This is a genomic window from Pedobacter sp. UYP24 (assembly GCF_054057295.1).
In genome coordinates this window covers 30,960-45,447 of sequence record NZ_JBSRZD010000011.1, presented here as the reverse complement: position 1 = coordinate 45,447, position 14,488 = coordinate 30,960, and the positions used below count along the sequence as shown (strand labels likewise).

The following is a 14,488-nucleotide window of genomic DNA, read 5'->3' as shown; positions in this document are numbered from 1 at the left end:
GAGTGCCTCGCAATGACAAGAGGTTAAAACTACTTCTTAGCTACCGCTTTTTTCTTTGCAGGTGCCTTCGTTGTTGTTTTCTTAACTGCAGTACCTGCTTTTTTAGCAGTGGCTTTTTTAGTTTTAGGCTCAAAAGCCGCAGGTATTTGTTCTACAATTAGCTTTTTGACATCTTCAAGGGATATAGATGCTAACTCTTCGGGTGTATACTTGTCATTACTCACCGGATTTTTACGCAGTTTCAGCATTTCTTTACCGAACCTGATAAATGGTCCCCAGCGACCGTTTTCTATAGCTATCTTTTCACTTTCCCAGATTTGAATAAACCTATTGGCTTCCTTCTCCAGTTTTTTATCAATCAGCTCTTCAATATCGCTCTGCTTCAGGTTATCAAAGTTATAAGCCTTAGGTACATTGATAAACAGATCATTCCATTTAATAAACGGACCAAACCTGCCAGTACCTTTGGTTACACCCAATTCCTTATAGTGCGCAATTGGTGCATCAGCAGTTATTTTTTCTGCTATAATTTCGATAGACCGTTCTCTGTCGATGGTAAGTGGATCTTCATTTTTTGGAATCGAAATGTAAGTATCGCCCCATTTAACGTAAGGACCAAAGCGACCAACGCCTACAGAAACTTCTTTACCTTCATAATCTTCCAGTTGGAAAGGAAGTTTAAATTGCTCTAATGCATCTTCTAACGAAACTGTAGCAACGGTTTGCGTTTTTGCCAAACTAGCATACTTAGGCTTTTCGTTCTCATCGTCGCTTAGCTCACCAATCTGTACAAGCGGGCCGTAGCGGCCAACTTTTACGTATACATTTTTACCAGAAACAGGATCAATACCTAACAGACGCTCACCATTTGCACGGTCTGCATTCTCCAGCGTACTTTCCACCTCTATATGGAAAGGGGTATAGAAGGAGTGGAGCATTTTTGTCCATTCCTGCAATCCCTGTGCGATCTCATCAAATTCCTTTTCTACGTTTGCTGTAAAATTAAAATCAACAATACCTTTAAAGTGTTCAACCAGGAAATCATTTACCACTTCACCTATATCAGTTGGGAAAAGCTTTCCTTTTTCTGCACCTGTAATCTCTGTTTTAATCTGTTTGCTAACCTTATTGTCGGTCAAAATAATCGAGATAAATGAGCGCTGTCTTCCGTCACGCTCTTCTTTTACCACATAACCACGGTTTTGGATGGTGGAAATTGTTGGCGCATAAGTAGATGGTCTGCCAATTCCCAATTCTTCAAGCTTTTTAACAAGACTAGCCTCTGTATATCTGGCCGGAGGTCTTGAAAAACGCTCAGTAGCACTCATTTCTTTAATAAATAAATCCTGACCTTTAGCTAATGGCGGAAGCATACTATTGCCATCCGTATCTTCCATTTCTTCCTCATCGCTGGATTCTAAATAGACCTTTAAGAAACCATCAAATTTAAGCACTTCACCTTCAGCAATTAAATTCTCCTTCCGGGTACTGATACCTATTTGTGCAGTAGTTTTTTCAAAAAGCGCTTCGCTCATTTGAGAAGCAATGGCTCTCTTCCAGATCAATTCATATAAACGTTGCTCAGAACTATCGCCCGTTACCGTATGGTGGTTAAAATAAGTAGGTCTGATGGCTTCGTGAGCCTCCTGTGCGCCAGCAGATTTTGTCTTATAGATCCTAAGGTGGTGATATTTTTCACCCCATGCCGATTTAATCTCTGCCGCTGCCGCTTGTAATGCAGTTTCCGATAAATTGACAGAATCGGTACGCATATAAGTAATTCTTCCACTTTCATACAATCGCTGGGCGATCTGCATGGTCCTTGAAACCGAGTAACCTAATTTTCTTGAGGCCTCTTGTTGTAAGGTAGAAGTTGTAAACGGCGCAGCCGGATTTCTTTTTGCCGGTTTAGTTTCCAGATTGGCAACAGTAAAGTCTGCGCCAATGCAATCATGAAGAAACTTTTCTGCATCAGCTTCTTTTTCAAAACGTTGTGGCAATTCTGCTTTAACGAGTTCTTTCCCTTTTCCAGTTAAAAACTGGGCAGTTATTTTAAATGCAGCAAGTGCATTAAATTTATTTACGTCACGTTCACGATCAACAATTAGTCGCACGGCTACTGATTGTACACGTCCTGCAGATAATGATGGCTTTATTTTTTTCCATAGTACTGGCGAAAGTTCAAATCCAACCAGACGATCTAATACACGCCTTGCTTGTTGGGCGTGTACCAAGTTATAATCTATAGTACGGGGTTGATCAATTGCTTTTAAGATAGCAGGTTTTGTGATTTCGTGAAAAACGATTCTTTTAGTTTTGGCTTCTTTTAAACCTAAAGTTTCAAATAAGTGCCAGCTAATGGCCTCACCCTCACGGTCCTCATCTGATGCAAGCCATACCATTTCAGCTTCCTTTGCAAGTTTCTTTAGTTCAGCAACCACTTGCTTTTTATCGGCCGGGACTTCGTAAGTCTGACTGAAATTATTAGCAATATCGATCCCCATATCTCCTTTAACCAGGTCGCGAATATGTCCGTAACTTGATTTAACAAGGAAATCTTTCCCTAAATACCCTTCAATTGTTTTTGCCTTTGCGGGTGACTCAACTATCAGTAAATTCTTAGCCATTCAGAACGTTTTTCTGCAAATAAAGCTATAAATAAGGCTAAAATCAAAATCAATCATTAATTTAATACGAATTATTTTTCAAAACACCTAATTTAAGTTTATAAATCTTGGCCTAAATTGGCCCTTAATACCATGCTTTATAGGCATTTGCAGTTGTTATACTTCCCACTTGTTCCTGCTTTTTCCCACGTTTCTCCCACATAACTCTTGTTTTAGGTACTTTTAGTGGGAAAAGGGTGGGAGAATGCTAAGACAAATACAAGACAAGGTCTTTACATAACAATTATATTACTGCTAGCAATTAAAACTTTTTGTACTTAACTTCGTATGTACATAAAAACAAAAACTATGAATACATTATTGATTCTTCTGAGTCTGTTCTTTACGCCACCTGCAAAAAGCGTTTACGACTTCTCTTTTAAAACAATTGACGGCAAAGAGATTAAACTTTCAAAGTTTAAGGGTAAAAAGATCTTAATCGTTAACACCGCATCTAAATGTGGTTATACTCCTCAATACACAGACTTGGAAAAACTACACGAGAAATATGGCAAAGATGTGGTCTTAATTGGTTTTCCTGCTGCAAACTTTAACAATCAGGAGTTGGCAACCAATGCTGAAATCAAAGAATTCTGTACTGGTAAATACAATGTGAAATTCCTTTTAAGTGAAAAAGTAAGTGTAAAAGGGAGCGACATCGATCCTTTATTCGCATACTTGACTTCGGTAGAGAATCCTGATGTTAAAGGTGATATCTCCTGGAACTTTGAGAAATTCCTAATCAATGAAAAAGGTCAGCTTGTGCATCGTTTCCTTTCTCCAGTTAAACCCCTTAGCGAAGAGATTACCAAGAATTTGTAATATTTTTTTCAATAGCTATAAAAAGAGAAATCCTTAACCGGGATTTCTTTTTTTTGTAATATCAATTTGCATTCTTTGTAATAGTTTTATGCACCAAAGCATTTTCATGGCTTATCATAGATTATTAAAACCATCACTTGTTGCTTTTGCCGTTTTCCTGTTTGCGGGCTGCGCATCTGGCTATAAGCTAACCAAGGCCAGCAGATCTGAATATAACATCAATAATACGTTAGCTGTAGATAGCGCTATTATCAAAACTTATCTTCCTTATAAGGCACAAATGGAAGCAGAAATGAGCCAAATCATCGGGCACTCAGCAGTATTGATGTCGAAAAACGAAAATGATAAAAATCCGGAAAGTCTGATCAGTAATTTCTTCGCAGATGCAAGTATGCAGCAAGCACTGAAACTTGACCCTGCTATCGATTTCGCCATGCCATCCACCAAAGGTGGAATACGAGTAGATATTCCGGCTGGAGGAATCACCTTGTCGCAAATTTTTGAAACTATGCCATTTGAGAATGAGTTTCTTGTTTACACTTTGAGCGGCAAAGATGTTCAGGGCCTGTTAAACTTTATCGCCTTTAATAATGGAGAGCCCGTTGCAGGCTTGAGAATGACTATAGTAAACAACAAAGCTGAAAATGTTTATATAGCGGGCAAGAAATTCGATCCTGCTAAAACCTACCGGGTAATGACCACTGATTATATTGCCGGAGGTGGTGATAAATTTGAGGACTTTAAGCAGGCTATTAAAAAAAAATCTCTAGGTCTTAAAGTACGTGATGCATTAGTGAATTATGTAAAAGAACAGGAAGCACAGGGTAAAATTATCAATCCAAAACTAGATGGAAGAATTACAAAAAATTAATCGTCGCGGTTTTATAAGAAACAGTGGGGTAGTAGCTGGCGCATTAGCATTTGGTTTTAGCTCTTTGGATGCGATTGCAGCGGGTGATACGGTTAAGCTTACCATTTTACATACCAATGATGTGCATAGCCGTATAGAGCCTTTTCCAATGGATGGGTCTGTTAACCAGGGTTTGGGTGGTACTGCCAGAAGGGCCGCGCTGATCACTTCCATCAGACAGAAAGAGAAAAATGTATTGCTGCTAGATGCTGGTGATATATTTCAGGGCACACCGTATTTTAATAAGTTTGGCGGCGAGCTGGAAATGAAATTGATGACTGCAATGGGATATGATGCCGCAACTATGGGAAACCATGATTTCGATAATGGTCTGGAGGGTTTTCATAAACAGCTTCCACATGCTAAATTCCCTATTCTATGCAGCAATTACGATTTCTCCAATACGGTGCTTTCAAAGTCAACAATTCCATATCAAATATTCAATAAGCAGGGCATTAAAATTGGGATTTTTGGCATAGGGATACAACTGGAAGGCATTGTAGATGTAAAAAACTATGGTGCAACAATATTCCAGGATCCTGTACAAAAAGCAAATGAAATGGCTGATTTACTGAAAAATGAGCTAAAATGTGATTTGGTCATTTGTCTTTCGCACATTGGATATACCTATACAACGGATAGGATATGTGATAAAATATTGGCTAAAAACAACAGGAATATAGATCTGATTATTGGTGGCCATACCCATACCTTTATGGATGAACCTGAAGATATTCAGAATTTAAGCGGCAAGATGACCACCATAAACCAGGTTGGTTTTGCAGGGATAAATCTTGGTCGCATAGATTACTATTTTGAAAGGTATAAAGGAAAGCGCATTAAAACCGCATCTCCTTACCTGATTTCAAATCACCTGGATGCTTAACTAATTAACATAGAAAGCCACCACCCAATAAGTCGTTCCCTTCGTAGAAAACGGCCGACTGGCCTGGTGCGATTGCGGATACAGCGTGGTCAAATACTACCTTCATTCCATCCTTCTCTTGCACAATAGTACTTAGCATACCGGCATCTTTGTACCTGATTTTGGTGATCACATTATCCATTGGTTCGTAAATATTTGCATATTTAACCAGGTTGATATTTCTAACCATCGCTTCGCGACGTTCCAGTTCCTCTGCCTTACCCAATACAACCGTATTACTTTCTGGAAGTATCTGGAGTACAAACATTGGCTCGCCAAATGCTATACCAAGTCCTTTACGTTGGCCTATGGTGTAAAATGGATAACCTTTATGCTGACCAACTATCATACCGTTGCTTAATACAAAATTACCACCAGAAACACGTTGTTCCAGATCTTCTACTTTATGCTTTAGAAAGGCGCGATAATCGTTATCAGGGACGAAACATATTTCATAGCTTTCGCTCTTTTTGGCCAATTCTTCCTGTCCCATGTCTAATGCCATTTGTTTGATATCTGCTTTGGCAAAAGAGCCAAGCGGGAATTGCGTGCGGGCAAGGTTTTCCTGAGAGACTCCCCAAAGCACGTAGGATTGATCCTTATTTTCGTCTTTTCCTTTTGATATTACATAGCGGCCACTGTCTTGAACCCTGATATTGGCATAGTGTCCTGTGGCGATAAATTCGCAATCTAATTTATTTGCTCTTTTAAGTAATGCTTCCCATTTGATGTGGGTATTGCACAAAACACAAGGATTTGGTGTACGTCCGGCAAGGTATTCATCCACAAAATTGTCAATTACAAAATCGCCAAACTCATCCCTAATGTCTAGGATATAATGTGGAAAGCCATAATTAACAGCTAACGTGCGGGCATCATTAATACTATCTAAACTGCAGCATCCGGTTTCTTTACTGCTACTACCAGAAGTGGCGTAATCCCAGGTTTTCATTGTTAAACCAATCACTTCATAACCTTGTTCATGTAGCATTACTGCTGCTACTGAACTATCAACACCGCCACTCATGGCTACCAGAATCCTGCCTTTTTTACTCATATTATTTAATACTGCCGCGGGTTCAAAGCCCGGTGATTATCTATAAGTTGCAAAAGTAGCAGAATTTGGGCATAGAATGGCATTTGGTAGTCAAATGCTTGTAAAAGTCTATGCATTATTTTTTACCTTAGGCACGTCATTAACTGTATAACTTTTAGCATGAAGAAGATTTTATTGTATTGCCTTTTATTACCCGGCCTGGCAGTTCAGGCTCAGCAGAATTTAGTAAAGTATGTGAAGCCAATTATAGGCACCCAGAAAATGGGACATACATTTCCGGGTGCGACAGTTCCATTTGGCGCTGTGCAATTAAGTCCGGATACTGATACCTTATCTTACGCTGTAAATGGTAAATACAATGGAGATGTTTATAAATATTGTGCTGGTTATCAATATGATGACAAGACAATTGTGGGATTTAGTCATACCCACTTCAGCGGTACCGGCCACTCAGACTTGGGTGATTTTCTGATGATGCCTACCCAGGGTAAATTGCAGTTAAACCCTGGTACAGCCAATGATCCTAAATCTGGTTTCAGATCGGCTTTTTCTCATGCCAATGAGACCGTAGAAGCTGGTTATTATAAAGTTAAGCTTGATGATGATCACATTACTGCAGAGTTAACTGCCACAAAAAGGGTAGGGATCCATCAATATACCTTTCCTAAGTCAGACCAATCGCATATTATTCTGGATTTGATGGCCGGTATCTATAATTACGAGGATAAGACGGTGTGGACGTATGTAAGGGTAGTAAATGATACCTTGATTACAGGCTATCGCCAAACAAATGGCTGGGCACGTACCAGAACGGTATATTTCGCCATGTCATTCTCTAAGGCCTTTGCTTCATATGGACAAAAGAATTTTGACGACCCACAAGTTTACAGGGGTTTTTGGCGCAAGTTTGACCAGACTAAAAACTTCCCTGAAATAGCAGGAAAGCGCATCAGGATGTATTTTGATTTTAAAACTGCCGAACAGGAAAAGATTAAGGTAAAATTCTCTCTGTCTCCAGTGAGCCAGGAAAATGCGATTGAAAACATGAAGGCTGAAGCTCCAGGATGGGATTTTAATAAAATGAAGGAAGAAGCACAGGCCAGCTGGAACAAGGAACTGAATAAAATAAAGATAGAAGCAGCTGATGATGAAAAGATTAATTTTTATACCGCGATGTATCATGCTTTCATCAATCCCACCACTTACACAGATGTAAATGGTCAGTACAAAGGATTAGATCAAAACGTACATACTGCAAATGGTTTTACTAATTACACTACTTTTTCTTTATGGGACACTTACAGGGCGTTACATCCTTTCTTGAATATCATGCAACCTTCCAGAAATAATGATATCGTGAAGTCTATGATGGCACATTACGACCAAAGCGCATTAAAAATGCTGCCCATCTGGTCTCACTATGCAAACGACAATTGGTGCATGAGTGGATACCATAGTGTATCCGTTATAACGGATGCAATTATTAAGGGGGTATATAAAGGGGATGCCGAAAAAGCGCTGGAAGCTTGTATCACTACCGCTAATCATAGGAATTACGAGGGGATAGGGGATTATATTGATTTGGGATACATACCTGCAGAGCACAGCGGAACATCTGTTTCCAATACATTAGAATATGCATACGATGATTGGTGTATTGCACAACTTGCTAAAAAGCTTGGCAAGAAGGACGTTTATGATACTTTTATAAAACGGTCTGGAAACTGGGTGAATAACTTTGATAAGTCCATCGGTTTTATGCGCCCTAAATTGGCAGATGGAACTTTTAAAAAGGATTTTAATGCTTTGAGTACACAGTCACAAGGTTTTATTGAAGGCAATACCTGGAATTACAGCTTCTTTGTACCACATGATCCAAATGCTTTAATAGCTGCAATGGGTGGTAAAAAGAAGGTTGGCTTGCGCTTAGATTCTTTATTTACGATGCATTTGCCTGATGAGTTCTTTGCTGAAACGGAAGACATTACCAGAGATGGTATAATTGGCGGTTACGTACATGGCAATGAGCCAGCGCATCACGTTGCTTATTTATACAATTGGATAGATCAGCCCTGGAAAACACAGCAGCGTGTAAGGATGATCCTGAAAATGCAATACAAGTCTACACCAGATGGTTTGGGTGGTAATGATGATTGCGGACAAATGAGTGCATGGTACATGTTCTCTACGTTAGGATTTTATCCGGTGGCTCCAGGTTCTGATGAATATTCTCTTGGTAGTCCGGCGATAAACAACGCCACGCTCACTTTGGAAAATGGTAAAACATTTACTGTTGAAGCCATCAACCAAAGTGATAAGAATGTTTATGTTTCTAAAGTATTACTTAATGGCAAACTTTTAAATACGCAAACCATTAAGCATTCGGACATTACGAATGGAGGAAAACTAACGTTTTATATGGTAGCTAAGCCTAAGCTAAAATAGCAGTTAAACAAACGCAGGTACAAGGTCTGGATCATTACCTTGTATCTGATTTTTTCTTACATCAGATAGTTCCTTCGGTTTTTTAATGATCTTTTTATTCAAGCCGCTGGCAGCTGCGTAAAGAAGTAAACCACTAAGCGCAAATTTTTGAATGGCTTTATATGGATATTGCGGTATATCTTTTATTGCTTTTTGCAATAAATAAACCCCGGCAATAGTGGAAACGAGTCTCTTACCAGAATGCAAATCTCCTGTTTCGTAAGAATTGAGTATGTTGTTTACAAATGATAATGTTATTTTTTCTTTTATAGTGTTGAACATATAGCTTATAGTTATATTATATACGGAACAGCGCTCAGATTACTTTTGTTTGAATAATGTGCGTTAAATACTTTCCAAACGTTCTAAAACAGTTTTGATTGCCTCATCTACTATTTTAGCAGGTTCATTTGAATACTGGAAATTGACTCGGCTAGCGAGTATCGCATTTATGGACAATGCTTTATGCCCCAGTATTTTGGCTAAGGCATAAATGCCAGCAGTTTCCATTTCGAGGTTTGTTATTCTATTTTCTGCCAGTTTAAAGCTATTTAAAACTGAGATCAATTTAGGTATAGAATTTTGAGCACGGACTTTTCTGCCCTGTGGGGCATAGAAACCAGGAGCTGTGGCTGTAATGCCAGTGACAAGGCCTACACCTAAATGTTTCATTAAATAGGGATCTGCAGCAGCGAGATAAGGTTCAATATTTTTTAGGTCGCCTGAATGCTGTATAAAAGCGGCTAGCAATTCTATTTCTTTTCCATTTGGATTTTGACTGTAATACCTCATGAGCGCATCAAGGCCCAATCCATAAGAAGATGCCAAAACAGTACCCATTGGAATGTCTTCCTGGATTGCTCCTGAAGTTCCAATTCTGATGATGTTTAATGCCGTTAATTTTGGTTTTACCATTCTGCGGTTAAAATCTATGTTAACCAGTGCGTCCAACTCATTCAATACAATATCAATATTGTCTGTCCCAATCCCTGTAGAAACAACAGTGACGCGCTTTTTACCTAAGTAGCCGGTGTGCGTAATAAACTCCCTTTTACCTTTCTGTACTTCAATTTTATCAAAATACTTAGAAATAGCTGATACCCGGTCAGGATCACCAACGGTAATAACAGTATCTGCCAGATCCTCAGGTAAAAGATTAAGGTGGTAGACGCTGCCATCGGGATTGACAATCAAATCTGCTTCTGAAATGTATTGCTCCATATCAATTTGGGTTTTAACAAACCTATCAAATTTTTACTGATCGGTAAAGAGGTACTTCATGTTCAAGTCCTCAATTTTACTCAGTTTAGATAAAAGAATATTAAGCGCGGATTGCCTTACGGCCATTTTAATGAGGCAATCATTATCAAAGTGTTGCTCCAGAAGCCTGGGTTGTTCTTCTTTGATAATGCGCATCACATCATTCATAGACTGATAGGTAAATGAAACCTCGTAAACATCATCGATGGTTTTACTGATGATATTACCATTGTTAATGGAATCAACTGCTGCAGTCTTATAGGCATTGATCAGTCCCGGTACACCCAATAAAGTACCACCGAAATATCGTACTACGACAATTAATACATTAGTAATGTCTGCAGAAAGCATAGTGTTCAGGATTGGTCTGCCTGCGGTACCAGAGGGCTCGCCATCATCCTGGATACGGAAAACGGACCTATCGGCTGTCAGCCGGTATGCCCAGCAAAAATGCCTGGCTTTACCATGTTCTGCACGCAACAAGCTTAGTAAATCTTTGACTTGATTTTCATTAAAGATAGGGTAGGCATAGCCGATAAATTTACTACCCTTGTCTTTAAATAAGCCCTCAGCTGGTGATTCCAGGGTTTTATAGGTATCATCAAAAAGCATAAATTTGAGATACGGTAATTAATGAAATGGCTATAATGGCCAGGAACAAACCTGCAATATTTAGAGGGTTAAGCTTTTCTTTAAAAATTAGTAAACCGGCAAGGCAGCCTGCTATAATTACGCCCAGATTCATGGCGGCAAAGACGGTAGAGGGGTGATCTGCCATAGCCTGGTGTGCCTTAAGATAAAATAAGATGTTAAAAAAATTAAAGAACCCGAGTATGCAACCACAAACGAAATTGATCAGTTCTGGCTTTTTACCTTTGGCAAAGTAGGCATACAGTATAAAAAATAAGGAGAAAATAAAAGCTAAGGAAAATATGTAAATAAGTGAACTGGTGTAGGGAATGGATTTTAGTTGGGCCACCTTTTTAAACAGGATATCTATAAACCCAAATCCGATAAACACGGCTAAAGGATAAATCCAGTTCCCAGCGCCCTTTTGGGTATTGGTCTGTTTATTTAAAACCAGTACAATAGCGATAAGACCAACAAAGAGTCCGGTTATTTTAAGCACGCTAAACTGGTCTCCAAAAATAAAATATGCAGCGATGAGCGATATGATAAGGGAAAGTCGCTGTGCAATATCGGTCTTAACTATTCCAATGCTTTTTACAGATAATGCTAAGAACCAAAATATTAAGGGAAGCAGAACACCTATTGATAAATAGACTGGCTCTGGTTTTAAGATTAATAGATCACTAAATTTTGGTTTGAAGAAAAATGAACCAATTAGTATTGCAAAAAGGTAATTCCATGTTACCGCCTCCATTACATTTATTCTGTATCTTTTTGCCAGCTTTAACAGAACAGATACCGTAACGCTGCATAAAATGCTGATGATTAAAAATAACATACTATATATGGTTTTCGTAAATGCGTAAGGTATCCTTGCCAACATTTAATTCATCTGTTAGCATTCCATGGATTACTGGTGCTTCCATTCCTTCTTTCCATGAAGTGGCAGAGGTAAATATCCTGGCTTCATCCCACAAGTCGGCCTGTATAAATTGCTTAAGTAAATTTGCACCTCCTTCTATTATAATGGATTGAATATCCATCAAGTACAATTGAAAAGCAATTTTTTGAGGTAAGTAGTATCGCATATCTTCCATCTGTATGTAATGGATATTACCTGAAACTACTGTTTTAACTTCGTTAAATACGATAGTTTTGGCATCGGAACTATAAATGTTAGCTATTGTTGGGATGTGGAGCTTTTGATCTATAAGGATCCGAACTGGATTTCTTCCCTGCCATTCTCTGACGGTTAAACTTGGGTTATCTACTAGAGCGGTACGCTTTCCTACCAGAATGGCATCTTCTTCTGTACGCCATTTGTGTACCAACTTTTTAGCAAGCGGACCGCTAATCCATTGCTGTTCGGCATTTTTAGGTGCAAAAAAGCGGTTCGCAGTCTCGGCCCACTTCAATATTATGTATGGGCGTTGCTTTAATATCCTTGTAAAAAACCGTCTGTTCAAAGTTGTACATTGCGATTCCAGCACTCCTGTAATGACTTCTATACCAGCCTCTTTTAGCTTTTCAATGCCCTTGCCATTTACATCAGAAAATGGATCTTTATTTCCTATAACTACTTTTTTTACCCTGTGTTTAACCAGTAGATCTGCACATGGAGGAGTTTTACCAAAATGAGCACATGGCTCAAGACTTACATAAACAGTGGCACCAGAAAGCAATTCATCTGCTTGTGATCCGTAAGTGGCTATAACATCGTTAACTGCATTAACTTCTGCATGGGCTTGTCCGAAACGGGCATGGTAGCCTTCACCGATGATTATATTGTTATTTACAATAATACAACCAACCATTGGATTGGGGCTTACGCTTCCAATACCCATTTCTGCCAGCTCAAGGCATCTTTGCATGTATAGCTCATCAGTCATTGTAGCAAAAATAAGGTATATTGTTTGATTTGCTTACTTTTGTTTATCATGAATTTAAAGGAGGTGCTCAGCAATTTCAAGGAAGAATTAAACGGGGTTTATGAAGAGTCTGAAGTCATTTTTATCTTTTATATGGTTGTGGAGCACATCATGGGATGGAAGAGGTCTGTAACACATACAAGATTTGATCATGATATTCCTCAAGATCAGTTAAGGGTTTTCCAGCATATGCTACAGCTACTGAAACAACATGTTCCATTGCAATATGTAATTGGGCAGGCCGACTTTTATCAACTTAAATTTAAGGTAGACCCCTCTGTTTTAATTCCCAGACCGGAGACTGAAGAACTGGTGGATTGGATTATTGATGTGGTGAGACAGCATCCACCAACTGGATCAGCAATAAGTATACTTGATATTGGCACCGGAAGTGGCTGCATCGCAATTGCGCTTCAAAAAAACCTGCCGGAAAGCATGGTATCTGCATTGGATATTTCTGAAAAGGCCCTGGAAATTGCCTTATACAATTCAATTGCTAACCATGCGCCAATTAATTTTGTCCATGCTGATATTCGTACGTTTAGCAATAACGAGCAATTTGATATTATTGTTAGCAATCCTCCTTACATCACCAATAGCGAAAAGGCAGAAATGCATCAGCATGTTTTGGAGCATGAGCCTCATTTGGCCTTATTTGTTAAGGATGAGAATGCATTGGAGTTCTATGATGCAATTGCGAATTATGCATACACTGCTCTGAAACCAGGAGGCCTGCTTTTTTTTGAAATCAATGGTATGTATGGTGTAGAAACAGTAGAGATATTGAAAGCTAAACAGTTTATAAACATTACATTAAAAAAAGACATGCAGGGTGTTGATCGGATGATATGCTGTAAAATAGACTAGCTTCTGGGATGAAAATCTTTAATCACGCTTTTTAAGTAATCTCGGTCTATATGGGTGTAGATCTCTGTTGTGGTAATGCTAGAATGGCCAAGCATTTCCTGCACGGCGCGCAAGTCGGCTCCCCCCTCAATGAGGTGTGTGGCAAAAGAATGCCGAAAGGTATGCGGACTAATCCCCTTTTTTATTCCGGCTTTTAAGGCCAGTTCTTTTATCATTTTGAACACTGTTATTCTGGAAAGTCCAGTACCCAAACGATTAAGAAAAAGAAAATCTTCATATCCTTTTTTAATAGGAACATATACCCTGACTTGCTCTATATAAATTCTAATAAAGTGAAGGGCACTACTTCCAATAGGAATCAGCCTTTCTTTGTTGCCTTTACCAATTATTTTTATAAACTCATTTTGCCATGAAATGTCTGATATCCTTAAGCTGATCAGTTCAGTTACGCGCAAACCACAACCATAAAGTACTTCCAGTAAAGCTTTTCCACGCATGCCTTCTGGGGTGGAAGCATCAATAGCAACTATTAAAGCTTCTATTTCATTGATATTTAACGTATCAGGAAGTTTTTTGGCTAACCGTGGAGATTCCAGGTCAAATGTTGGATCGTGTGTGATGACTTTTTCCAATTGTAAAAACCCAAAAAAGGATTTTAATCCTGAGATTACCCTAGCCTGTGTAACAGGGAGCATGCCCAATTCATTGATCCAAGAAATAAAAGCTTTAAGATCTATAGCAGTAATTTCTTGAATCCTTATTTGTCGGCCTCCGAGTGCTAAAAACTGCTCAAACTTATTAACGTCACTCAAATAAGCACTTACAGAATTAGCAGAGAGCGAGCGCTCTAGTTTTAGGTATACCTTAAATGATTTGATGTAGCTCTTATCGATCACACAAAAAATTTTCTATTTTAATATTTTAACTCTAAGTTTGAGT

General features: G+C 38.8%; 13 protein-coding genes. 5 read left to right on the top strand and 8 right to left on the bottom strand.

Going from position 1 to position 14,488, the window contains the following annotated elements; all coding sequences use genetic code 11:
• Window positions 1–29: 29 nt before the first annotated feature.
• Window positions 30–2,627 carry a type I DNA topoisomerase gene (topA, locus tag ACVWYN_RS16150; protein ID WP_457289916.1) on the bottom strand — a complete coding sequence of 866 codons (2,598 nt, stop codon included), beginning with the start codon at window positions 2,625–2,627 and terminating at the stop codon, window positions 30–32.
• Between the two features lie 348 nt (window positions 2,628–2,975).
• Here topA and ACVWYN_RS16145 point away from each other — a divergent pair, with 348 nt between their 5' ends.
• The 3 genes from ACVWYN_RS16145 to ACVWYN_RS16135 all read left to right on the top strand — a co-directional run bounded on the left by ACVWYN_RS16145 (window position 2,976) and on the right by ACVWYN_RS16135 (window position 5,284).
• Complete coding sequence (locus ACVWYN_RS16145; protein WP_457289915.1) at window positions 2,976–3,488, top strand: glutathione peroxidase; 513 nt, start codon at window positions 2,976–2,978, stop codon at window positions 3,486–3,488.
• A gap of 106 nt (window positions 3,489–3,594) precedes the next feature.
• Complete coding sequence (locus ACVWYN_RS16140) at window positions 3,595–4,359, top strand: 5'-nucleotidase C-terminal domain-containing protein (protein WP_457289914.1); 765 nt, start codon at window positions 3,595–3,597, stop codon at window positions 4,357–4,359.
• Window positions 4,337–5,284, top strand: a complete 948-nt coding sequence (locus ACVWYN_RS16135) for a bifunctional metallophosphatase/5'-nucleotidase (protein WP_457289913.1) — start codon at window positions 4,337–4,339, stop codon at window positions 5,282–5,284. Before ACVWYN_RS16140 ends, ACVWYN_RS16135 begins: the two co-directional genes overlap by 23 nt.
• Window positions 5,285–5,288: 4 nt before the next feature.
• On the opposite strand, the gene mnmA is transcribed toward ACVWYN_RS16135, so the two are convergent.
• Window positions 5,289–6,380: a tRNA 2-thiouridine(34) synthase MnmA gene (gene mnmA / locus ACVWYN_RS16130; RefSeq protein WP_457289912.1), complete on the bottom strand. Its 1,092-nt coding sequence runs from the start codon at window positions 6,378–6,380 to the stop codon at window positions 5,289–5,291.
• Between the two features lie 159 nt (window positions 6,381–6,539).
• Here mnmA and ACVWYN_RS16125 point away from each other — a divergent pair, with 159 nt between their 5' ends.
• Complete coding sequence (locus ACVWYN_RS16125; protein ID WP_457289911.1) at window positions 6,540–8,825, top strand: GH92 family glycosyl hydrolase; 2,286 nt, start codon at window positions 6,540–6,542, stop codon at window positions 8,823–8,825.
• Window positions 8,826–8,828: 3 nt separating this feature from the next.
• Here the strand turns inward: ACVWYN_RS16125 and ACVWYN_RS16120 are convergent, their stop codons facing one another.
• From ACVWYN_RS16120 to ribD, 5 genes are all read right to left on the bottom strand, one after another.
• On the bottom strand, window positions 8,829–9,146 hold the full coding sequence (locus ACVWYN_RS16120) for a hypothetical protein (protein WP_457289910.1): 318 nt from the start codon (window positions 9,144–9,146) through the stop codon (window positions 8,829–8,831).
• Between the two features lie 63 nt (window positions 9,147–9,209).
• Window positions 9,210–10,085: a nucleoside phosphorylase gene (locus ACVWYN_RS16115; RefSeq protein WP_457289909.1), complete on the bottom strand. Its 876-nt coding sequence runs from the start codon at window positions 10,083–10,085 to the stop codon at window positions 9,210–9,212.
• A 33-nt stretch (window positions 10,086–10,118) separates the two neighbouring features.
• Entirely contained in the window at window positions 10,119–10,736 is a 618-nt protein-coding gene (locus tag ACVWYN_RS16110) for an IMPACT family protein (RefSeq protein WP_457289908.1), read from the bottom strand.
• Window positions 10,726–11,592, bottom strand: a complete 867-nt coding sequence (locus tag ACVWYN_RS16105) for an EamA family transporter (protein ID WP_457289907.1) — start codon at window positions 11,590–11,592, stop codon at window positions 10,726–10,728. Before ACVWYN_RS16105 ends, ACVWYN_RS16110 begins: the two co-directional genes overlap by 11 nt.
• A gap of 1 nt (window position 11,593) precedes the next feature.
• Window positions 11,594–12,643 carry a bifunctional diaminohydroxyphosphoribosylaminopyrimidine deaminase/5-amino-6-(5-phosphoribosylamino)uracil reductase RibD gene (gene ribD, locus ACVWYN_RS16100; RefSeq protein ID WP_457289906.1) on the bottom strand — a complete coding sequence of 350 codons (1,050 nt, stop codon included), beginning with the start codon at window positions 12,641–12,643 and terminating at the stop codon, window positions 11,594–11,596.
• Window positions 12,644–12,691: 48 nt separating this feature from the next.
• Between ribD and prmC the strand changes: the two genes are divergently transcribed.
• Window positions 12,692–13,549, top strand: coding sequence for a peptide chain release factor N(5)-glutamine methyltransferase (prmC, locus tag ACVWYN_RS16095; RefSeq protein WP_457289905.1), 858 nt, complete (start codon window positions 12,692–12,694; stop codon window positions 13,547–13,549).
• On the opposite strand, the gene xerD is transcribed toward prmC, so the two are convergent.
• On the bottom strand, window positions 13,546–14,445 hold the full coding sequence (gene xerD, locus ACVWYN_RS16090; protein ID WP_457289904.1) for a site-specific tyrosine recombinase XerD: 900 nt from the start codon (window positions 14,443–14,445) through the stop codon (window positions 13,546–13,548). The genes prmC and xerD overlap by 4 nt on opposite strands.
• Window positions 14,446–14,488 lie beyond the last annotated feature (43 nt).